The organism is Pseudomonas sp. MF6751, assembly GCF_016613265.1.
GTDB lineage: Bacteria > Pseudomonadota > Gammaproteobacteria > Pseudomonadales > Pseudomonadaceae > Aquipseudomonas > Aquipseudomonas fluorescens_BV.
Genome location: NZ_JAENSV010000008.1, coordinates 156714 through 179017 on the forward strand (window position 1 = coordinate 156714; position 22304 = coordinate 179017).

Annotated in this window: 19 protein-coding genes; 12 read left to right on the forward strand and 7 right to left on the reverse strand. The window is 59.4% G+C overall.

The window, feature by feature from the left end; translation table 11 throughout:
• Positions 1-4: 4 nt before the first annotated feature.
• From vasI to JJD66_RS10180, 7 genes are all read left to right on the forward strand, one after another.
• Positions 5-667, forward strand: coding sequence for a type VI secretion system-associated protein VasI (vasI, locus tag JJD66_RS10150; protein ID WP_234452196.1), 663 nt, complete (start codon positions 5-7; stop codon positions 665-667).
• Positions 655-2073, forward strand: coding sequence for a type VI secretion system protein TssA (gene tssA / locus JJD66_RS10155; RefSeq protein WP_200648072.1), 1419 nt, complete (start codon positions 655-657; stop codon positions 2071-2073). The genes vasI and tssA overlap by 13 nt, the downstream gene beginning before the upstream one ends.
• 4 nt (positions 2074-2077) lie before the next feature.
• Positions 2078-4597, forward strand: coding sequence for a type VI secretion system Vgr family protein (locus JJD66_RS10160; protein WP_200648073.1), 2520 nt, complete (start codon positions 2078-2080; stop codon positions 4595-4597).
• Entirely contained in the window at positions 4594-6390 is a 1797-nt protein-coding gene (locus tag JJD66_RS10165) for an esterase/lipase family protein (RefSeq protein ID WP_200648074.1), read from the forward strand. Before JJD66_RS10160 ends, JJD66_RS10165 begins: the two co-directional genes overlap by 4 nt.
• Entirely contained in the window at positions 6378-7631 is a 1254-nt protein-coding gene (locus tag JJD66_RS10170) for a T6SS immunity protein Tli4 family protein (RefSeq protein WP_200648075.1), read from the forward strand. The genes JJD66_RS10165 and JJD66_RS10170 overlap by 13 nt, the downstream gene beginning before the upstream one ends.
• A 180-nt stretch (positions 7632-7811) precedes the next feature.
• Complete coding sequence (gene tssM / locus JJD66_RS10175) at positions 7812-11450, forward strand: type VI secretion system membrane subunit TssM (protein WP_200648076.1); 3639 nt, start codon at positions 7812-7814, stop codon at positions 11448-11450.
• A 51-nt stretch (positions 11451-11501) separates the two neighbouring features.
• Positions 11502-12824, forward strand: coding sequence for a hypothetical protein (locus JJD66_RS10180; RefSeq protein ID WP_200648077.1), 1323 nt, complete (start codon positions 11502-11504; stop codon positions 12822-12824).
• A gap of 151 nt (positions 12825-12975) precedes the next feature.
• Here the strand turns inward: JJD66_RS10180 and JJD66_RS10185 are convergent, their stop codons facing one another.
• Positions 12976-13203: a hypothetical protein gene (locus JJD66_RS10185; protein ID WP_054895720.1), complete on the reverse strand. Its 228-nt coding sequence runs from the start codon at positions 13201-13203 to the stop codon at positions 12976-12978.
• A gap of 220 nt (positions 13204-13423) precedes the next feature.
• Positions 13424-14392 carry an AraC family transcriptional regulator gene (locus tag JJD66_RS10190; protein ID WP_200648078.1) on the reverse strand — a complete coding sequence of 323 codons (969 nt, stop codon included), beginning with the start codon at positions 14390-14392 and terminating at the stop codon, positions 13424-13426.
• 101 nt (positions 14393-14493) lie between these two features.
• Here JJD66_RS10190 and JJD66_RS10195 point away from each other — a divergent pair, with 101 nt between their 5' ends.
• Positions 14494-15744, forward strand: coding sequence for an MFS transporter (locus tag JJD66_RS10195; RefSeq protein WP_198715068.1), 1251 nt, complete (start codon positions 14494-14496; stop codon positions 15742-15744).
• A 40-nt stretch (positions 15745-15784) separates the two neighbouring features.
• On the opposite strand, the gene yecR is transcribed toward JJD66_RS10195, so the two are convergent.
• The 4 genes from yecR to JJD66_RS10215 all read right to left on the reverse strand — a co-directional run bounded on the left by yecR (position 15785) and on the right by JJD66_RS10215 (position 17987).
• Positions 15785-16087, reverse strand: coding sequence for a YecR family lipoprotein (gene yecR / locus JJD66_RS10200; protein WP_198715069.1), 303 nt, complete (start codon positions 16085-16087; stop codon positions 15785-15787).
• 396 nt (positions 16088-16483) lie between these two features.
• The gene (locus tag JJD66_RS10205) at positions 16484-16918 is read right to left on the reverse strand and encodes a glutathione S-transferase family protein (protein WP_198715070.1); all 435 of its coding nucleotides are present in this window, start codon (positions 16916-16918) and stop codon (positions 16484-16486) included.
• 68 nt (positions 16919-16986) lie between these two features.
• Positions 16987-17589 carry a glutathione S-transferase gene (locus JJD66_RS10210; protein WP_200648079.1) on the reverse strand — a complete coding sequence of 201 codons (603 nt, stop codon included), beginning with the start codon at positions 17587-17589 and terminating at the stop codon, positions 16987-16989.
• A gap of 11 nt (positions 17590-17600) precedes the next feature.
• Positions 17601-17987, reverse strand: coding sequence for a hypothetical protein (locus JJD66_RS10215; RefSeq protein ID WP_200648080.1), 387 nt, complete (start codon positions 17985-17987; stop codon positions 17601-17603).
• Between the two features lie 145 nt (positions 17988-18132).
• Here JJD66_RS10215 and JJD66_RS10220 point away from each other — a divergent pair, with 145 nt between their 5' ends.
• Entirely contained in the window at positions 18133-19032 is a 900-nt protein-coding gene (locus tag JJD66_RS10220) for a LysR substrate-binding domain-containing protein (protein WP_200648081.1), read from the forward strand.
• Positions 19033-19111: 79 nt separating this feature from the next.
• Complete coding sequence (locus JJD66_RS28000) at positions 19112-19666, forward strand: hypothetical protein (protein WP_233098220.1); 555 nt, start codon at positions 19112-19114, stop codon at positions 19664-19666.
• Between the two features lie 308 nt (positions 19667-19974).
• Here the strand turns inward: JJD66_RS28000 and JJD66_RS10230 are convergent, their stop codons facing one another.
• The gene (locus JJD66_RS10230) at positions 19975-21249 is read right to left on the reverse strand and encodes a glycoside hydrolase family 68 protein (protein ID WP_200648082.1); all 1275 of its coding nucleotides are present in this window, start codon (positions 21247-21249) and stop codon (positions 19975-19977) included.
• A 288-nt stretch (positions 21250-21537) separates the two neighbouring features.
• Here JJD66_RS10230 and JJD66_RS10235 point away from each other — a divergent pair, with 288 nt between their 5' ends.
• Both JJD66_RS10235 and JJD66_RS10240 read left to right on the forward strand, forming a co-directional pair.
• Positions 21538-21759, forward strand: coding sequence for a PLDc N-terminal domain-containing protein (locus JJD66_RS10235; protein ID WP_003190416.1), 222 nt, complete (start codon positions 21538-21540; stop codon positions 21757-21759).
• Between the two features lie 14 nt (positions 21760-21773).
• Entirely contained in the window at positions 21774-22289 is a 516-nt protein-coding gene (locus tag JJD66_RS10240) for a hypothetical protein (RefSeq protein WP_105226467.1), read from the forward strand.
• The last annotated feature ends 15 nt before the right edge of the window (positions 22290-22304 follow it).

Consider the following 22304-nt stretch of genomic DNA (forward strand, 5'->3'; position numbering starts at 1 on the left):
GTTGATGCGCAACGGATGGCGAGGATGGAAATGGGCGCTCTGCCTGACGGTTGTGGCGGTAATGGAGGCGCAGGCAGCGACCCAGGATTGCCCTGCCATCGTCTCGCCCTTGAAGCGCCTGGAATGCTTTGATCTGGCGGCCGGCACGCCCATTCATCAGCCACCAGCACCGCCACGTGCCCTGGGCCGGGTGCTGCCGATTGTCGATCTGGTCCAGCGCAATGAGGCCAAGCGTCCACCCGAGGATCAGCGTTTTCTGTTGTCGTCATTCCCGGAGCCGGACAACGATCAGCAACAGCGGCTGGTGATCTCAGCCCCAGCATTGGGCGCGCTACCGCCTCGGCCTTACCTGGCCATCAGTTGCGAATCGAAAATCTCGCGCCTGCAATTGGTGCTGGATGAACCGGCCAAGCCCAACAAGATTCGCATCCAACTGTTCAAGGATGAGCGCCCGGTCTCCGGGGCTTATCAGTGGCAGGTGCTGGACGACGCGGGTCTGGTGGTGGATGCCGGGCGCGGGCTGCAGGCGATTGCCTTGTTGCGCAACATGGGCGGCGGCCAGCGTCTACGACTGGAGAGCGACTATTCGCGGCTGCACGGCCTGGTCTTCGACGCTGAAGGGCTGGGTGAACTGATCGAGCAGGAGCGCCAAGTATGTCGCTGGTAATCGACGTGCCGGCGGACACTGTCAAGCTGCTGCTGACCCCCATCGACCCCGAACAGCCCGCCGGGCATTTCGATGTTGAGGACGAAACCTACCAGGCCATCGACCAGGAGATGGTCAAGCTTGGTGGCCTGCGTGAAGGCGACATCGACTGGTCGTATATCGACGAAGCGTCCCGCCAGTACCTGGCGACCCAGTGCAAGCACTGGCGCGTCGTCGCGCACCTGCAGGTGGTGTGGCTGCGCACCCGGCAATGGGCGCGCTGGGCCGATGCCCTGGGTTTGTTGGCCGGCATGGTCGAACTGTATTGGGACAGTGCCCACCCCAAGCCCGGCCCCACCGGTTACCTGAACAAGCGCAAGCAAGTGCAGCGCCTGTTGGGCGACCTGGGGCAGGTGTTACCGACCCTGCAGCGCAGCAGTTTTGAACCGGCCTACCAAGCCGCGGCGGAACTGGCCCTGGCCAACCTGCAACGCTGTGCCGAAAGCGCCAAGCTCGACCCGGCCCCGTTGGACGCGTTGCAACGCCAGTTGGACAAATACAGCGAGCCGGTCGTTGCCACTGAGCCCGCCCGTGCGGCCACCTCCGGCAGTGTGCTGGAGTCAGCCTTTTTCACCCGCCCCAAACCGCAAGCGCCGAGCAATGAGCGCGAACAACGCCGCGCCGTGTTGAACATGGCCGAGCAGATCAATCAACAAGACCCTTACGACCCCACCGGCTACCAATTGCGTCGCGTCGGCCTGTGGTCGCATTTGCGTACTGCGCCGCCCATCACCCGCGACCGTCGCACCGAATTGACCGTCGTGCCCAAGGATATCGTCGACGGCTATCAGGACGCGCTGAACCACAACGCCATTGAGCCGAACCTGCTGCTGCGCATCGAAAAAAGCGTCTGCGCCTCGCCGTACTGGCTACGCGGCAGTTACCTGGCCGCCGAGGTCGCCTCGCGCCTGGCGATGGAAGAGGTGGCGGCCGCCATTCGCCAGACTTGCGAGCGGTTTGTCTGCCGCCTACCAGCCCTGCTGGAACTGTGCTTTAGCGACGGCACACCGTTCGTGGATGCGCAGACCCAGGCCTGGATCACCGGTGCCGATCAGGCGCAAACCACCGGCAGTCCGGTGCAGGAATACGCCGGCCTGCGCGACGAACTGGCCAGCCAACTCAACAGCGAAGGCGTGGAAGTGGTGCTGCTGCGTCTGCAGGAACTGCATGCCGCCCATAACGCGCCGCGCCATCGCAGCTACGCCACCGTGATTGCCGCCGACCTGCTGGCCTCGCGTGGGTTGTCGTGGCTGGCGGACGATTTGTACGCCAGCGTTGCGCGCTTGATGCGCGATACCACGGCGCAGGGTTGGGAGCCGGAGCTGTATCAGAAGGTGGCGGCCATCATCAGTCAAAGTAAGGACTAGTCACGTGCCCCGCCAAAGCGACCTGCGATTCACCTTCGAGCCCTTGAAAGGCGATGCCTTCGAAGTGGTTTCATTCAGGCTTGAAGAGGGCCTGTCCCAGCCGTTCAAACTGGAACTGCAACTGGCCAGCCACAACGCGGCCATCGACTTCAATAACGTGCTCGACCTGGCGGGGCTGTTCACGATCTGGCGCGGCGAAACCCCAGTGCGCTACGTACACGGCCTGGTGAGCCTGTTCGCCCAGGGCGACACCGGCTTTCGTCGTACCCGCTACACCGCCGTCATCGAACCGACCCTGGCGCGTTTCGACCTGCGCTCCAACTGGCGCATCTTCCAAGGCCAGACTGTGCCCGACATCATCACCAACGTGCTTGCCGAGCACCGACTGACCGACATCCGCAGCGAAATCTGCTTCGATCACCAACCCCGCGAATACTGCGTACAGGCCGGCGAAACCGACCTCGATTTCATCGCCCGCCTCGCCGCCGAAGAAGGCCTGCTCTACACCTTCGAACACCGCGACGACGGCCACACCCTCGTCCTCACCGACCGCGTCGGCGGCCTGGGCACCATCGGCACCCACAAACATTGCCCCGTGATCTACCAACCCATGGCCGGCGGCGATGCCACGGAACCGGCCTTGACCCGTTTCCACTACACCGAACAAGTACGCACCGCACGCCAAGTGCAGCGCGACTACACCTTTACCCACCCGCGCTACGACCAACAGCACACCGCCACCGGCGACCAGGACCTGAAAAACCAGCACAAGGACTACGAGCGCTACGACTACCCCGGACGCTACAAACGCGACATCGCCGGCAAACCCTTCACCAAGACTCGACTCACCGCCCTGCGCAATGACGCCAAACTGGCGCACCTGGCCGGTGACGATGCACGCCTGCAACCGGGGCTGGCGTTCGACTTCAACGAGCATCCCCGCGAAGACTTCAACGACCGCTGGCGCACCATCGCCATCACCCACGAAGGCAAACAGCACACCAGCTTGCAGGAAGAGGCGTTCGGTAGCGACCACGGCACTTCTTATGAAATGACCGCCAGCGCCATCCGCTGGACCTCGGATTGGAAAGCCCCGCTGCGCGACAAACCCTGCATCGACGGCCCGCAGATTGCCACGGTGGTTGGGCCGCCAGGGGAAGAGATCTATTGCGACGAATGGGGCCGGGTCAAGGTGCAGTTCCCGTGGGATCGTTCGGACAAAAACAACGACCACAGCTCGTGCTGGATCCGCGTCACGCAAGGCTGGGCTGGCGCGACCTGGGGCGCCATGGCCATTCCACGTGTAGGTCAGGAGCTGGTGATCAGCTATTTGGACGGTGATCCTGACCAGCCCATCGCCACAGGCCGTATCTACCGCGAGACCAATTTGCCGCCGTATGAGCTACCTAAGCTCAACGCCGTAGCGACAACCAAAAGTCGCGAATTCAAGGGGACCCGCGCCAATGAGTTGCGCATTGACGACACCACGGCGCAAATCAGCGCGGCGTTGATGAGTGATCACGAGCATAGCGCGCTGCATCTGGGTTACCTCACTCATCCTCGCCATTATGGTGGCGGCAAACCCAGGGGGGAGGGGTTTGAGTTACGTACGGATGGGCATGGCGCATTGCGCGCAGCAAAAGGTTTATTGCTGACTGCTGAAGCGCAACTGAAGGCTGCTGCGGGCCACCTGGAGCGCCAGCAAGCCATTGAGGTGCTGCAAACCGCCCTGGCGTTGGCCAAGCAGTTAGGGAGTTCGGCTGAGGTTGCCAAAGGCATTGCCCAGGATTGGCAACCGCAACAGGCGCTCACCGAGGCCGTCAACACCCTGGGGCAGGGCGCCAATGACCAGCCCAACGGCACGGGCACTGGCGCGCAGCCCATCATCGCCCTGAGCGGGCCCGCGGGTATTGCTGCCGCCACATCCCGCAGCATTGCCATAGGCGCAGGCGAACACATCGACAGCGTCGCGCAACAAAACCTGCAACTGACCGCCGGTAAAAAAGTGGTGATTAACGCGGGTGACGAGCTGGGCCTGTTCGCCCAGGGCGGTGACATGCGCCATATCGCCCAGAACGGTCAACTGTTGCTGCAAGCCCAGCACAACAGCATCCAGGTGCGAGCAGATCAAAGCGTGGAAATCAGCGCCAGCCAGCAACACGTGCTGGTGGCGGCGGACAAACACATCACCCTGCTGTGCGGTGGGGCCTACATCAAGATGCAGGGCGGCAATATCGAGCTGGGCATGCCCGGCGATTTCATTGTGAAGGCAGCGAACAAACAATTCATTGACCCCAGCCATGCCGCGACGCAACTCAACAGCTGGCCCAGCACCTCGTTCAACGAACGCTTTCAACCCTTTTTCAACGGTCAACCCATGCGCAACCGTGTCTACGCCTTGGTTCGCAAAGACGGCGCACGCTTCGAAGGCCGCACCGATGGCGAAGGCTACGTCACCCTGCAACAGGGCATGACGCTGGAAGGGTTGACATTGGAATGGCTAGAAAACGGAGACCCCACATGACCAATAGCCCGACGACGCCCCGTGTCGCCCCCATGCACTACAACGCGCGGGGCAACCCCGTGCATACGTGGACCCTCACGCCCAGCCATATCACCGACCCGGTGCACTGCATATTGCCGCCGGATGGCGTGCTGCCGGTGATTTTTGTGCCGGGGATTATGGGGTCGAATTTGAAGAGCAAACCGGAGAAAGGAAAGGAAAAGAAGAAGGTGGGTCCCGTCTGGCGGTTGGATGCGGGGTTCATGGGTAAGAATATGTGGCTCGCGAAAAATTGGATTTTCAAAACAGCAGGTGAACGTCAGAAAATCCTGCATCCACTTCGTGCGGAGGTTGATAGAGACGGGGCAGTGCCTAAGCTCGCCGTAGGCACGGTTATTACCCAGCCAGAATTGGACAAGAAAAAGGCCGCCTTGGTCTTGACCAAACGTTACAGAGAGCGCGGTTGGGGCGAAGTCAGCGAAACCAGCTATCACGCATTTCTTCTTTGGCTGGAAGAAACCCTGAATAGCCAGTTCCTGCCTCACCAATGGCCGCAATTCGACGTTCGGCCTGAGCACCTGCATACCGTCGCTGTCGAGCCTGGGCCGACTCATATCACCCGGCTAAAACCCGAAATTCCCATTGCTATGCCGGGATTGGGGGCCAACCTGGCGAGTCAATTGCCGTCGATTATCTCGGATGAGTTGTTAGCGCGCGGTGACTATCGAATGCCGGTGCATGCGTGTGGGTATAACTGGCTGGACTCCAACAAAATCGCTGCACAGCGCCTGGCCGAACGCATAGACGAATTGATGCACCAATACGGTCGAAACTGCCAACAAGTCATTCTGGTCACCCACTCCATGGGCGGATTGGTGGCTCGACGATGTGCGCAGCTGCCCGGCATGAGTGCCAAGATTGCCGGCGTCGTGCATGGGGTAATGCCCGCCACTGGGGCTCCGGTCGCTTATCGCCGTTGCAAGGTCGGTATGAGCGATGAAGATCCGATTGCCGGAGCAGTGATTGGTCCGACCGGCCAGGAAGTGACCGCCGTTTTTGCGCAGGCGCCTGGCGCTTTGCAATTGCTGCCGACACAAGATTATGCCCCTGGCTGGCTGAGGTTGATCGACAACCACGGTGTTTCGGCGATGCCGCGCCAGCCTGTAAAAGACCCTTACGAAGAGATCTATCTGCGCCGCGACCGTTGGTGGGGATTACTGCGTGAAGAGTGGTTGGCACCTAAGGATGGTGATCCGATTACATGGGAAACATTTGCGGAAAACATATTGGAAGCGAAAGAGCTTCATCAGAAAATTTCAGGCTCTTATCACCCTCAAACTTACGTCTATTACGGCAGCGAAGCTAAGTACCCCAGCTTCGAATCCATCACTTGGCAAATGGAGCGCGGGTCTCGCCTCAATGGTCCTCATGGCTCATACCCCGATAGCTTCACAGTTTCCAATCTCGAGATGCATCAGGTCAGAGATGATGGCCGCAGCCCTGTGTATGTCGGCGGCCACGAGCAACCCATACCACCCATGCGTGGTGATCCCGATGCGCCCGTCAAAACCGTGAAGACCAGTTATTGGGAACTGCATTGCAAGATGCAGGACGGCTCCGGCGACGGCACTGTGCCGGTCAGTTCGGGCAGCGCACCGATAAAACACGCGCGCAACGGTGGCGTTCGCCAGCAAATCAAGGCGCCTGGGTTCGATCATGAGGCGTCCTATGCCAACCCGTTAACGCAGCAATTCACTCTCTATTCGATTATCAAAATTGCGGCGAAAGCCAAGAGGCCTCTATGCGCCGGTTGATCATTGTTTTTGTCTGCCTGGTGCTGGGCTCTCTTACTGCATGTTCTGCGCTCAAACAGCCTAGCGAGAAGGAGAAACGTAACGTGAGCGAGATGACAAGCAACATGCGCACCTGGGCCTTGGGCCGAGGTTTGATTGACTTGCCGGCCAATTGGAGTGGTGGCGGCGACGTGAAGCTCTACTACGGGCTGGGCGCCGATCATGCGTCTATTGAAGTACGTGTGCTGGGAGAGGGCGTGACGCGGGAACGTTTTGACGCAGCTATACGTGAGCGAGCCAGTAGAATCGCGGCGGTCAAGAATGATGAGATGAACGATATACCGATGTTGGTTTCGGCCAGGGTTGATACACCGCAAAGTGCCATGTTGCAGTACTACATGCGTAAAACCCAGCGCCAGACCTTCGTCCACGAACTCCACCTGCTGGTCGATGACGCTTACGTCATGCTTCGGGCTGACTCCTTTAAAGGAAACACCGCACCGGTTGAAGCGCGCCTGTCAAAGCTGTCCAAGGAGATATTCAAAATTGCACCTGAGAAAGCCGGTGCAGGCTTTGCCCTGGGGCCGATTGTGATCCGAAGTCACCACGATCAGGAGATCGCAAGCTTTGAGTTCAGTCCGCCTGCCTCTGATATTTCGCTGGAAATTTACATCAATGCTTTATCGCCTAGTCAAACAAAGAGCATAAAGACCCGGACCGAGGAAGGCGCACGGGTTTTCCTCGCAGGTGATTATGAAAGTCTGCGCACGAAGAAGATCACTCTTGCGGGAATGTCGGCGGAAGAATCCCTGATTGGCTTCAGCGACGATACTCATCGTCAACTCCTCTTCGGGGCTGAAAACTATCGTGAGAATCCATCGCTAAGTCGCCCGAGCATGAACTTCCGCATGTCGGCTGGAGGTATGAAAGCCGAACCGATCGGCCCCGACGAACTAGAGGATTTGGTTCGCTGGACCCTGCCCGAATTTGCCAGCAAAGGCTACGAACTGCCTCTCTGGCAACAACCCGCCTCACCAGAACCCGTCAACCCCTCGCTCACCGACTACGAAGCCATGGCCGTGTGGGACGCAATCCTCAAATCCGTACGCATCCGCTACGGCTCGGTCGCGCCCAAGCCGGACCCGTGGGCCAACATTCGCGGGCCTAGTGCCGAAGAAGCTGCCGAAAGCAAGCGCATCCTCGATGAGTTCATTGCCAGCTTGGAAAAACGTAGGTCATTACCAGGGGATAGCGATCAATGAATAGCGCCCACCGGCTTTCTTTTGGCCGCCTTCAACCTGAATCCGCCCAGCGAACAGGAGAAACAAACTGTGCACGAATTGACCCGCAACATGCTCGCCTGGGCGTGGATTAGCGGGAGCAAAAGGGATGCGTTCACCGTGTGTAAGCAACGAACTCTAAAAAAGCGCTAGGAGCGATTCATGAAAACAGTCTGGAGTTACCTCAAACGCTGGGGCCTGCCGGTGCTGCGCCAATTCAACCAGGCATGGCCGGTGTTGGTGCTGCTGGGCGTGGTGTTCTTGCTGGTCGCCATCTGGTGGCTGGGCCCGCAGTGGACGTGGCGTGAGCGCCAACCGTTGGCCGAGTGGGCGATGCGGGTCTCGGCCAGTGTGGTGGTGATCGTGGTGCCGCTGCTGATCTGGGCGTGGCGCGTGCGCGAGCGTTATCAGCGTTTGCAGGTTGAGCGCCAGCACGAGGCTGCCGTGCAGGCCGACCCATGCTTGCCTTATATCGAAGCTCAAGAGCGGGCGCTGGACCGCAGCCTGGGCAATTTGCTCAACAACATGGAGCGCCGCCGTTCACTGTATCAACTGCCGTGGTACCTGGTGCTCGGTGAGGAGAATGCCGGCAAGACCAGTCTGATCACGCGCTCCAACCAGAGCTTTTCGTTGTCTCATGTGACCAAGGCTGGGGTCAGGGCTCAGGAAGAGCAACTGGCCTACCCGGTGGATTGGTGGATCGGGGACGAGGCGGTGTTGATTGACCCACCGGGTGAGTTTCTCAGCCACCCGGATTCACCGGCTGAAAACGTCGAGCAGCAGGGCAAGGTCAAGCCGGTGTTGCCCACCGGCACTCATGCGCGCCTTTGGTCGCACCTGCTCGACTGGCTGACGCGTAACCGCAGCCGTCGGGCATTGAACGGCGTGGTGCTGGTAATTGATGTACAGGCCTTGTTGGCGCAACGTCCCGAACAACGCAAGGCCCACGCCAACCTGCTGCGCACCCGGTTGTTTGAGCTGACACGACAGTTGGGCACGCGCTTGCCGGTGTACATCACGCTGAGCAAGTTCGACCTGCTGGAAGGCTTCGAAGAGTTCTTCGCCCGATTGTCGCGCAGCGGGCGCGAAGACCTGCTGGGCTTCACTTTCAGCCTGGATGCGGTGGATGATTTCGATGCCTGGCTGGCGGAGCTGACGCGCGAATACGAAACCTTTGTCGACTGCCTGACCGAGCAGGTTTTCAATAGCGCCAGGGAGTCGCGCACATTGGATGAGTGTGATCGCTTGCAGGCGCTGATGCATCAGATGGCGGGCTTGCGTCCGGCCCTGTTCGGCTTCCTCAGTGAAATGCTCGGCAGTGATCGCTTCACCACACCGGCGTTGGTGCGCGGGCTGTATTTCTCCTCGGTGCTGCAGCAGGGCACCCTGAGCAACGCCTTCGTCAAAGAAGCGGGACAAGCCTATCAACTGCCGCCACCGCCACCCGAAGTCAAACCAGCTGGTGGCACGGCGATCTACTTTGCCCAGCAACTGTTCCAGCGGGTGATTTACCCCGAGGCGGGGCTGGCGGGCGACAACATCAAGGTGGCCCGCAGCAAGCGGCGGTTACTGATCGCCGGGTTCAGCGTCGCCTCCTTGGGCTGTCTGGTGGTCATCGGCACCTGGCAGTTTTATTTCAATATCAACCGCGACAAGGCGGCCAACGTATTGGCCAAGAGCCAGGAGTTCAGTGAGCGGGACATCGACGCCAAGGTCGACCCCACCGGGCGCAACCTGTTGCTGCCCCTGGACCAGATCCGTGATGCGGTTCTGGTCTACGGTGACTATCGCCAAGCCTGGCCGTTGCTGTCGGATATGGGGTTGTACCAGGGGAGGGCGATTGGCCCTACCGTGGATGAGGCGTACCTGAATCTGCTGTCCAAACGCTTCCTGCCGGCGATTGCCAGTGGTGTATTGGATGCAATCAACACCGCGCCCGCCGGCAGCAATCAGCAGCTGGCGGCCCTGCGCGTCTACCGCATGCTCGAAGAACGCCAAAACCGCCGCCCGGCCATCGTCGAAGAATGGGTCGCCAAGCAGTGGCAGCGCGCCTATCCAGGCCAGGGCCAGTTGCAGGCCGATCTGATGGGGCACCTGGGCTACGCGCTGAAATACGCCGACGCCGATCTGCCGCACTACCGGGAGCGCATTGCCCAGGTGCAGCAGCAATTGCGCCAGTTGCCCATGGCCGAACGGGTCTACATGAGCCTGAAACAGGACGCCCTGGAGCGTTTACATCGCCCCCTGGACCTGCGCAATGAGGTCGGCCCGGCGTTCGATATCGTCTATCGCCCACTGAACACCGATCAAGAGGGCAGCGGCCTGCAGTTACCGCCGCTGCTCACCGCCAAGGGCTTCAAGGACTACTTCGAGCCCGGCACCGAGGGCATCATCGAACTGGCGATGATCGACCAGTGGGTGCTCGGCGAGCGCCAACGCCTTGACTACTCCGACGAAGACGGCAAAGTGCTGACCCAACGCATTCGCGCCCTGTACAGCGCCGACTACGTGGACAGCTGGCGACGCGCTCTGAATCAGTTCGCGGTCACCGACTTCGACGACCTCAGCCACGGCGTGGCGGTACTGGAACAAGTCACTGGCCCGGCCGCACCGCTACGACGGCTGTTGGAAGCCCTGCGTGACAACAGCGTGATCTACCCGGCCGTGCCCCTGGCTGAAGGGCAAACGCCGCTCAAGCTGGACAAGATGCCAGAGGGGCAACAACAGGCAGCAGGGATTCGGCGCGCATTCTCCAGTCTTTCAGAGCTGATCACAGCACGAGGCGAGCAGCCGTCTTACTACGAAGAAACCCTGCGTTCGGTCAGTGCCGTCTACGACTATGCCAAAACCGTGCACGACAACCCCGATCCCGGCAAGGCGGCGCTGAAAACCGTACTCAACCGCTTCTCCCTGGGCGGCGCCGACCCCATCGCCAACCTGCAACGCGTCGCCGTGGGCCTGCCCGAACCGCTGAACCAGCACGTCAAAAAAATCGCCGACCAGACCTCACAGGTTCTGGTAATCGCCGCCCTGCGCGAACTGGAAAAACGCTGGGACAGCGAAATCTACAGCTTCTACCGCGGCCGCCTGGCAGGCCGCTACCCGTTCAAGGCCAGCGGCGAGGACGCCTCGCTGGAAGACTTCGAAGCCTTCTTCGGCCCACAAGGGCGCCTGCAGCAATTCCACGATCAATACCTGAACGTGTTCCTCAAGGACAACCTCGACGCCCTGTACTCCGACAGCCTCGGCGGCTACCTGGTACGCAGCGACGTGCTGGAGCAACTGAAAAAGGCCGAGCGCATCCGCGACACCTTCTTCAACCACCGCGGCCATCTGGCCGTGCAACTCACCATCGAACCTCTGGCCCTTAGCGCCACCCGCCTGAGCAGCATGCTCAGCGTCGACGGCCAACTGATCCCCTACCAGCATGGCGCGCCGCAACGCACGGGGTTGGTGTGGCCCAACAGCCTGGGCAACACCAATGGCAGCCAACTGACTCTGGTGCATAGCACCGGCAACACCGCCAGCATGAGCTATCGCGGGCCGTGGTCGTTGTTCCGGCTGCTGAGTCGCGGGCACCTAAATGGCCGTACCGACACCAGTGTGGACCTGACCTTTTCAGTCGCCGATGGGTTGATGCGTTATCGGATTGGAGCGGAGAAGGCTAATAACCCGATTACACAGCGCAGTTTTGAAGGGTTTGTATTGCCCAGAACTCTGTTGGAAGAACGTCAAATAAAGAAAAAACCGAACAAGGTCGAGAAGCTCGCCGCAACAGCTCTCACCTATGAACGCCCATAAGTCAGCGATGACTGGGTGCGAAATAATCACACGCGAAACAGGACTGCTTAGATGGCAATCAAGCTGCAAATGTTGACCGAAGACCCTAAAGAAATTGAGTTGATCGAGCGGTACTGGGCTGTCGATGAGTCAGGGCAGTACCTTGAAAAAGTGAGCGCTCTGACGGACGTTATTGAAATGGCTCCAGGCGTTACACTCGCCAGCTTCGTACGGCAACGTTGCAATGCATTCGATGATAATCAGGTCTGCCCCAAGTGTGCGGAATTGATCGAAATCAAAAATCGCTCAGAGGCCAAAAAGGTCCCTCAACGGTCCACGAAGCTTTGTACGCTTTGTCAGAACGACCATGACGCCATTGCGCTTGAGGCTAAAAAGACCAAAGCCGCAGAGCTTGAACGGCAGTTGGCCGAATACGTACGCAAGCAGTTAACTCGTACGGTGAACTACTCAGCGGTCCCGGATAATCAGGTGGTGCTTCTGCTGGCGTTGGACAGGGCTGTTACCCCGAGGTTGACCAGTGGCGGCTTCAGACCGGGTGATTGTCGAGGGCTGGCGCCTCGATATGTCGATGACTTCATGCTGCAATTGCGTGAGGCTGGGCTCGTCCTTGATGACCCCAGTAAAGCAAGCCCGGGCACCTACTATTGGGAGGGCGATGAGATTTGGGTGTTGAGGGACCAGGTTGTCTATCGTTTGGCGCCAGATGTCGCATCAAGGCGTGCGGACGAGGTCATTCGTAACCTGTCGGATAGGGTGTATACCGATGCTGACGGGCTGTTCAACCTGTGGCTTGATTACGCAGTCGCTGATGTCATGCGCTATCTGGACGCTCAGTGCGAACTCTATAACCATGATCTGTCGGAACAAGAGCTGGCAGAAATTAAAAGTACTATGCGCGCAGCTTTGCATACCTACAGTGTTTCACAGCTGTGGTCGGTGGCCTGGAAGGTTGTCAGGGATGCCGCAAGTTTAGCTAACCGCGAGTACTACAATCGCCCCAAAGCGGCGGCGACCATTCCTGGAAAGGTTCGGCGGAACTTGGAAAAGGTGCAGCGAGAGTCAATTGAACTCAAGACTTGGAGCCGCCCGGAACAACATCCTGCAGGCACACTGGGAATGGTGTTAGGCGAGATTTTGGGTGTTGATGAAGATACCCCTGGCCATAGGGTCTCGTCCCTTGTTGCCTGGCTCACAGGGCAGGCGTGTTCTCCCAGCGTCGAAGCAGCGCTTGATGAACCGATACGCGAACTGATGACCTTGGCGCTGTCCCACGATGTCGGCTCTTCAGTGATGCTGCGGTTTGCGGAGTTGATTCGTGCGGGGCATGACGTTGGTTTTGCTATTGAAGAAATTGGTGAGGCGCTGCGCTCGTAAAGGGGGCAGGATTGCTCCATACAATAAAAGTTCTTGTATCTGCGACGGCTCAATGAGGCCGCGCTCTGCCTACACCACCCCCATGGCGGTGAACAAGCCGATCGCTAGCGTTACGCTGATGCTACGTGAACGCATGTTCATGAGCGGATGCTCAGGCAAGGCGTGGCCGTAATTTTTTGGTCATGCGCGCGCACCTTGTAATCTGGTTGAACTGCACGTAATGGGCTTGCGCCGTCCATTCCTCGACCAGGATCAAATACTCGGCCGGCGGATTGATCTGGCGCAGATACCCGCACAGCAGGCGTGTGCGTCGCGCGTTCATCGGCTGCTTTAGTGTCAAGATGACGTTGTCTGCGGCGCGGCATTCAGTGATCTCCATGACTGAGCCCCTCATCGAGTGCTGGCGGCAAACGTGCAGGCCCAGGATCAGAGGCTGGAATTCTTGCCGCGTGGCGTTCATTCTCAGATGAGTCGTCGCAGGCGTCTACTGTCATACTTGACAGTCCTTTAGCCGTTGTTGCACTGCCGTGACCCATTACTCGACGTAACGGGCGTTAAATGATTCAGAGGCACAGATCCTCGACTACATGCGCTCAGCGTCAAGTAACAACGGGCTGCCTCACCTTGCGACTTAATCCCGGTGTCTTGCCCGTAATGCGTTTGAATGCGCGGCTGAAAGCGGCCTGGGATGTATAGCCCAATCGCTGTGCTACCTCTTCGATCGGCAGCCTTTCGAGGGTCAGCCACTGGCTTGCGAGCCGCATTCGCAGTTCAGTGACATAGCGCAGCGGCGTCATGCCAATCGTCACCTGGAAGCGATCCGCGAAGGCTGAGCGTGAGGTATTGCATTGCTCTGCCAACTGGGCAACGGTCCAGTCGCGGCCCGGTTGTTGATGGAGCGCTAGCAGCGCACCGGCCAAGCGTGGATCGCGCAAGGCGGCGACCAGGCCAGAGGCATTACCGCAAGCGCACTCCACCCAGCCGCGAACGACCATGGCGGCCACCACGTCGGCCAACCGCGCGAGGATACCGGCGAAGCCCACACGTGCGGCGCTGACCTCGCGTTCCATGGTGGTCAGGATAGGCACCAGTCCAGGGTAGCGCTGGCCGCCGGCATCAATCAACATCAGGCCCGGCATCAGTTTGCCAAGGCCATGGATACTGCCCAGTTCAAACTCCATGCAACCACTGAACAAAATAGTGCTCGGCGTTGGGCTGGCATCGGTTGCGGTGTGCACCGCGCTCACGGTGTCACCGAGGGGGACGCTGTCTAGACCGTCGATGTCCTGAACAGGTGCGTCCGCATGGGAAGACAGTTGATGGGCGGCGCCATGGGAGATGAACACGGCGTTGCCGGCAGACAGCGCGTAGGTGGTGCCGTCCTCCATTCGCAGTACCGCATTGCCGACCGCCATGAAATGGAACCAGGCATGCCCAGGTTTTTCAGCGAAGCCCAAACCGAACGTCGGACTCGTTTGTATACGCCGGTATTCGACGCCACGCAGGCGCATACCGCGCAACAGTTCGTTGATGAGATCCGAGGAAAGAGCAAACTGATCTGCAGACATTATTCAGGTGTTTTGGTCAAAAAGTAGAGGTTTTTGATCATAGATCATCCAATTTCCGGCGCCTAGACTGCGGCTTGAAATGAAGACTGGAGATCCATGCAATGACTGACTGTATATGCAATGCCGTATCCAACCGCCATCCCGGCGCCTTCTCGGAGGCAGAGCCTGCGGCCCCCGCGTGGATGGCGGTCTTCTCGCTGGCAATGGGGGTGTTCGGATTACTGACCGCTGAGTACCTTCCGGCCAGTTTGTTAACACTGATGGCGACTGATCTGGGAGTGTCCGAAGCACTGGCTGGCCAGGCGGTAACGGTGACAGCAGTGGTAGCGTTGTTTGCCGGTTTGTTGGTGCCAGGCCTGACCCGCGGTATCGACCGACGTTGGGTGTTGCTGGGGTTTTCAACGCTGATGGTTGCCTCCAATCTTCTGGTCGCCGTTTCCTCCAGCTTCGCGGTGCTGTTGTTGATGCGCATCTTGCTGGGGATCGCCCTAGGCGGGTTCTGGAGCATGGCTGCGGCCGTGGCGATGCGCTTGGTGCCGAGTGCTTTGTTGCCTCGGGCGCTTTCGATCATTTTCAGCGGGATTGCTATCGGGACGGTTGTTGCCGTGCCGCTGGGCAGCTATCTGGGTGGGCTATACGGCTGGCGCAGTGCGTTCTTTGCAGCAGCGGCGGTAGGCATGGTGACCCTGGCTTTTCAGTCATTGACTTTACCGCGCCTCGCGCCGCGCCGGCCGGCACGTCTGCGCACCGTTTTCGAGGTGTTGCAGCGCCCGGGCATCGCCATGGGGATGTTCGGTTGTGTGCTGGTGCATAGCGGTCACTTTGCGATGTTCACCTATGTTCGGCCATTCCTGGAAGGCACTACCGGCATCGGCCCGCAAGGGCTGTCGCTGATGTTGCTGGGGTTCGGTGTGGCGAACTTCTTCGGCACGCTGTTGGCTGGCAGGCTGCTGGAGCACCACCCGCTGGCCACTCTGGTGTTAATGCCTGCGCTGGTCGGGGTTGCAGCACTGGCGTTGGTGCTGTTGCCACCCTCGTTGCCGGTGCAGGCAGTACTGCTGGCAATATGGGGCTTGGCCTTCGGCGGTGTGCCGGTGGCGTGGTCGAACTGGGTCGCCAGCGCGGTACCTGATCAGGCGGAAAGCGCCGGGGGCATGGTGGTGGCATCTGTGCAGTCCGCCATCGCCACGGGCGCCGCCGCTGGCGGAGCAGTGTTCAGCCTCGGTGGCAGCGCGGGCGTATTCATAGCGGCAGCGATGCTGATGCTGCTGGCTGCGTTTCTGATTGCGCTGCGTGTCCGGGTCCCTTCTGTCCATGGCGTTCGCGAGTCCACGCCCGCATTGCACCTTTGATTCGGTTTTTCAAACCGCCTCGTTGCGCTTTGGGTGGATGTCACATTTGGCACCGATAATCCTGAGTCACGGTGGTTTCCAGGCAATGAAATTGCCCCCTCGTTCGGCACACGGATTTCTCCGCACCTTCGCGTTCTGCGCGTGCGTAGTCCCAAAACTGGCAGCGCCCCGTGGCGATCGCCAAACCTTGGGATTCCCGGATTTGGCCGAGCTCGAATGGCGTATGTACGTAGGAGAGTTGGACCAGCCCATCGGACGGGTTGCCGCCGGTAGCTTCCCAATATTTCGGCGTGACGCAGCCTGCAAAGAGCGGTAGGGCGATGGCGACGATGACGGGTTTCATTGTCGAAAACGATCCTTTATTGGTGAAAATGACGTTGGTAGGCTTCGCTTTTTGTTCGCCAGCATCAACCTAGAGGGCTAAGGCGGCCCAAATTTGACTGACTGGCAACCACTGGGCAGCAGCGGTTCGCCTGCATCGGCCTCAAATCCGACAACCTTCCTGTCCTGATCCATGGTGATGGAAAGGATGCAGTAATTCGGGTTATTGACCGTCGAGCAGTTGACCACACGGCCCTTGGCTGTCGTGGCTTTGAGTTCAGTTCAGCGCCGCCCAGGAAATTCTCCTTGCGAGTGGCGGCGGCAAAAAAATCTGCGCCGTGCCGCCTGTGGGAATCATGAGGGGAAAGGGACTTGCCCCACGGCGGCGGAGTCTAGAAGCGCGTAAAGAGCTCAACAATCACCTGGAGGAAATCGAGACGCAAGCTACGGTGGGCCGTGCTGGGGCTGACGGAAATCGGCTACAACCCAAGCGGTTATCGGGCTCTGCGACGCTGCTACCGATTGCGGCGCGGGGCTTTGCGATCAATGTGCTGACTTGCCAGATCAGCCACTGCATCACTTGCCAGCGTTGGACGGGCGATGTGCCGCCAAAACGTACGTGTTTCTCCGCCAGGTATAGAAGCACCGCGGCAGACTCCACCACCACTTGCTGGTTGTCGTTGTCCAGCAGCACCGAGATTTTGGCGTGCGGCTTCACCTGCAGATACGCGGGAAGGTGTTGTTCATCGCCGGCGAGATGGATGTGGCAAATGTCATAACTGACCGCCAGGGCTCCCAGCATCAGCAGGATTTTATAGCCATTGGCGGTGGGTGAGGAAAAGACGGTGTACATAGAGGCCGTTCATGTAAGCGCAGCGCAAAGAGCCTGCAGGTGCCGGCTCGCGGTACGTTGCAGGGGGCTTATGCGATGGGGTATCGCTTGAAGGCCGGGTGTTCCTCGAGCCTCCCAGCATGGCGCTGCAGGTGCGGGAAGGCCTCGGCGTTAACCACTGAGGCCACTGTGAACTGGCTGAACGACCAGGCCACTGCTGCGCTGATGGCACCTTGGGTCAAGCCGTCATCCGGCGCATGGGCCAGGCGTTTTTCCAAGGCTGAGTAGGCGGCCAGCAACTGGCCGGTTACTCGGTCGAGCCAGGGCTCGTGGAGTTTTTCTGCGGGGCGCAGGTTATGTTCGTACACGATCTGTACGGTTTTCTCACAGGCAGCAAGGGCGAGGCCAATCAACTGCAGGTCTTGGGCGCGCGCGCTGGCTTGTTGTGGCAACAGCTTTCTATCAATCGGGGCCGACGCTTCGAAGTAATCGAGAATCAGGCTTGAGTCCATCAGTACGGTTGAATCGTCCAGCACCAGGCTGGGCGCTTTTACCACCGGGTTGATGCTGGCAAATTGTTCGTAGGTGCTGAATACCGAAAGTGGCTGATGCTCAAAGTCGACGCCGTAAAGATCCAGGGAAATTGCTACGCGGCGCACGTAAGGCGAGTCCAGCATGCCGACCAGTTTCATGAAACCTCCATTTACGTCAGGGTAATTTTCAACGTGCAGTGGGGATGCTTGAGGTACTTGTACAGGTTGAGCAGCAACCCCCAGGCGCGGGGGGTGGCCTCGTAGTCGGCCAGGTACAGCGCAATTTCCCCTTCGCCTTCCAGCAGGATCAGGCCCGGCGCAAGGCAGGTGAAAGTCCCTTGTTCCAGGCAGACATCAATGCCTTGGGACGTCATCCAATGGCGGCCCTTCAGCGCGATCACATAGGCCTGCTGCTCCAGCCAGAAGGAGAGTAGTTGATCCTTGGTCACCAGCCATTTCAGGGCATGGCGCCCCTGGTCCATTTTCGTCAGTAATACCTGCGGGGCCTGGTTGAGGCGGGTGGTCCGGAGGCTTGGTTCCATGAGGGTGGTTTTCATCGAAGACGCTCCGCTGTTCTCGAGGTGACGGTGGAACGGAAAGACGCCCGTGGCTGGCAGGAATTGTTAATTTGAGGTTACTTTAACGTTGGTATAGCCCTCAAAATATCGATAATTTTTACCAGAACAGGTTAGCTGAGCTTACATGAGTGCATTTCCTCCATTGACCTGCCTGCGCAGTTTCGAAGCCACTTCCAGATTGGGGAGCGTCACCCTGGCTGCCAAGGAGTTGCACGTCACGCATTCTGCTATCAGCCAGCAGATCAAGGTGCTGGAGGAAATTGTGGGGTTGACGCTATTCGTGCGCGAAGGGCGCGGCTTGCGAGTCAGCGAGGATGGGCGCCTGTATGCGTTGCAGATCCGCAAAGCGCTGGGCGACATCGCCGAGGCCACCCGATTGATCCAGGCACAGCCCAAGATGGGGGAGTTGGTGGTAGCGGTTCTGCCGTCGTTCGGCCGGTCCTGGCTGTTACCGCGACTACCGGGTTTTCAGCAGCTTTACCCTGATATCGGCATTCGTCTGCAAGCCAGCTTGACCATCTCCAATCTGCATCAGGAGTCAGTGGATATCGGCATCCGCATGGGCAAGGGGGATTGGGAGGGCGTCGAGCAAAAGCTGTTGTTTCATGATGAAGTCGTTGTGGTTGCCGCCCCTCATTTCAATGGCGGGCGCCTGCCGCAGACACCGCAGGAGGTGGTCGACAGCACCATCATCTACAACACTGAGTCCTGGTTGCCCTGGTGCGAGGCTGCAGGTGTCGAGATGGGCAGCGAGCGCAAGGGTTTATGCAGCAATGACTCCAACCTGGTGCTGGAAGCCGTTCGCCTGGGGCAAGGCATCGCGCTGGAGCGGCGCAGCCTGGTGCATGACGCTATCGAGCGGGGCGAACTGATCCAGCTGTGTGACGTCAGTGCACCGTACGCGTACCCCTATTGGCTGGTGTGGCCACCCAGGGAAAGTTCGGAAGATAAACAACGCGAGTTCTCCCATTGGTTATCGGGGGAAGTGGAGCGTTACCTCGCGCAACTGAAAAAAAACACCTGACGGATGATGCCGGCGGCTGCCCTGCGGCGCGCAGCAAACCGTTGATGAAGTGCTGCAACAGCGCCGAATGGCTCAGTGCATGCTTGCGAGGGCTGTAGCGAATCGCCAGATCAGCATCGCCATGGTCGAGGTTGCGCACTTCGGAACTCGGGTCGATCCTCCGCGCAACTGCGCCGCCGACACAAGAGGTGATGTCCGGCAGGCGTTTGCTCAGCCAATGGCTGGTGATGGAAATCGTGCAGGTCAATACGATGCTGGTGGCGGCTTGCGGACGCACGTCCTGGGTGGCCTTGAGCAGCAGCGCAAAGGCCGTGGACACATCACCCGCCAGGCGCTGACCTGGCTTATTGTGGGTCACGCCGTTGGCGGGGCGGGCAATGACCTGATGGTGTCGGGCGGTGGCAGCAATACCTTCCTGTTCAACGGCCTCTTTGGTAATGACCGGGTCGAGGGGTACCAGGCCAGCGATAAGCTGGTGTTCATGGGTATTCCTGACTTGGGACAGCAATACGATTATCGCTCCCATGTCTCGATGTTCGAGGACAACGCGCTGCTGTCCTTCGGGGACAATTCTGTGACGTTGGTTGGCGTGAATATGACCCAGTTGAATGGGGCGGGGATTTATATTTCCTGAATCTCCAAGCAACGGTGATGTGACGCTGAACCTGTGGCGAGGGAGCTTGCTCCCGTGACGGCCTGTCAGCCTAGGCGTATCTACCTGTACTCCCAACATTTGGATCGCGGCGTGTCAGTGAGATCAGAGTCTGCTGTCGAACCGCTACGGGAGCAAGCTCCCTCGCCACAGGTGCGGCGCACACCCCACCTCACTGGCTACATCCTTGTAGCCAGTGAGGTGGGGTAAGTTGCATCAGACGGGATATCTCGATGCTATCCACTACGGGTTTGTCATCGAATTCAAACCCGTTGCCTTACAGCCTCCGTTTACTTGAGCGTAACGTCGAGCATCGGCGGGATGTAGCCGTAGTCATACTCGGCGACCACGAACGTTTGCTGCCCTTTGATCTTGATGCCCACCGTCGGTGCCTCGGTGCCGCCGATACGGATCTGCGTGCCGGTGTCGTCGGTCGGTACGCTGTCGATGAAGGAGGTCACCAGGCCGTTGGGCATGACGCAGTGCGAGTAGGTCTGGAACGGTTGGGAGGACGGGTTGCCCAGTACCAGGCCAGAGCCGTTCAACGGCACATACGGGCCGAACAGCGAATCGGCGACGAAGCCGTACACGCCGTCCGGGCCGGTTACACCGTCGGCGTAGGTGAAGGTGTGGCTGATGGTGAACAGGTAGTACTTGCCGTCCTGGAACACGAAGTGCGGGCGTTCGGTCTGGTCGTTGACGCCGACCGCGGTCAGCAGCGGTGGCAGCATTTCCCAGTCGTCGCCGTCTTCGTCGCGGGCCACGGCGATCCCGACGCAGGCGGTCTGAAAGCGCGAGTTGCCGACGTCTTCATAGCCTGGCGGCACGTCGCCGACTTCGGCTTTACCGACCTTGTGCGAACCGCGCTCGCCGGCCACGTTGCCTTCGAACAGCATGTACAGCTTGCCGTCTTTCGGGTCGCGGAATGGCCATGGATCGCGAAAGCCCCAGAAGGCGTTTTGCGCTTCGGTCTGGTACATCTTGCCGTCCGCCTCGAACAGCGGCTTGACCTTCTCGAAGCCCACCAGGCTGACGCCATGCTCGGTGGTCACCACGCGGCCACGCACCTTGACGATGGTCGCGCCGGGCGTGACGGCGGTGTAGTACAGGTCCACTTCGCCTTGTTCGTTCAGCAGGATCGGTGTGCCAGCCCATTCGCGCACGGTGGGCGAAACCCCTTCAGCCATTACTCGGCCGCCGAGTTTCCAGTCTTTGCCGGTGCGGGAGAACCAGTAGTACATCTTTGCCCGGCCATGGCGATCGCTCCAGTCGCGGATAACGTCGTAGTTGCCATTCTGATCGAGGTATTGCGGGTCGTTTGGGTGGCGATCCGCAGTGAGGGTGAAGATCACCGACCAGCCGTCAACGGAGGTGATGTTGCCGTCGATATCACGCAGCGGCATGGTGTCCCAGATAAAAACCTCGTCACTCAATACCGGGAAGTTCGCACTGACCAGCGGCTGGGTGGTGGTGGGGTCGTCCGCATGGACTTTGAGCGCATCGGCGCGGGTCCACAGGCTGGGTTGATGGGGTGTTTTGCCAAATTTCGAAGGGGTGCTTTTCATAGTAAGCCTCGTCCATGAAGGGTTTCAAGATACTGTATTCATATACAGTTATTTGAATTTAGAGGACTCGCCTCGATGGGTCAAGGTTAAAAATGCATTCGTGCATATTTCGTGCTTTTGCCAAAGCTGATACGTTTCAGCTTGTCTCGTTTAAAGAGGTTCGTTCCTGAATGGATCGGCGAAGTTGCCCGCATGATGGCGGCAAACCAAGCGCCAGGCAGAAAGCCCAAAAATAATGAACCCTGCCTGCGCCTGCGCACCAAAAGTTACATAACCTGGAGGTGCATCATGCAAACCACTTACTTCTGGATAGGCCTGGCAGTGATCCTCGTACTGCTCGACGCGTGGATCATCAACAGCATCTGGCGCAGCGATAACGCCTCGGCCAGCAAGGCAGGCTGGAGTGCGGTCGTCGTGGTACTGCCGTTCCTGGGCGCCGCGATATGGGCGATTGCCGGCCCACGGGGTGTCACCAAAGGGCCGTCTTCTCCCGAGCACAGCAAAGGCTGAGTCCGGGCCGCGCTATGAACAACCCAGACCCCGACGACTTACAGAGCCGCAACTATCCGGTACCGGAAGATATGGCCTTGCAGCGCAAGGTCTGGCGCTTTGAAAGGGTGGGTTGGTACGCGCTGCTGGTGCTGATGGGTTTGAGCCTGGCGGGCCTGTTTTCCAGCGGGCCGCTGAGTACCCGCGAGGTGCGCAGTGCCGATGGGCAGTTGCGCGTGGAGTACCAACGCTTTTTGCGCAATGGCGCCTCCGATGGGCTGGTGATTCATGTGCAAGGCAAGGCCCAAGAACCCCTGGAGGTCGAGTTGAGCGGTGAGCTGCTGCGCGGTTTCAATATCGAGATGCTCCAGCCGCAGCCGCTCAAGGCCAGGGCGGCCGGGGAGGGTGTAAGCGTCTGGATGCTGAGCGACAGCGCCGGCCAGGCAGTGCTGTACCTGACCTTGCGCAGCGACACGGTGGGCAGTGTGGATACCCAGGTGTCGCGACCAACAGGGGCGTCCGTGCGCTTTTCTCAGTTCATCTACCCTTGACCGTCAACCCCAACC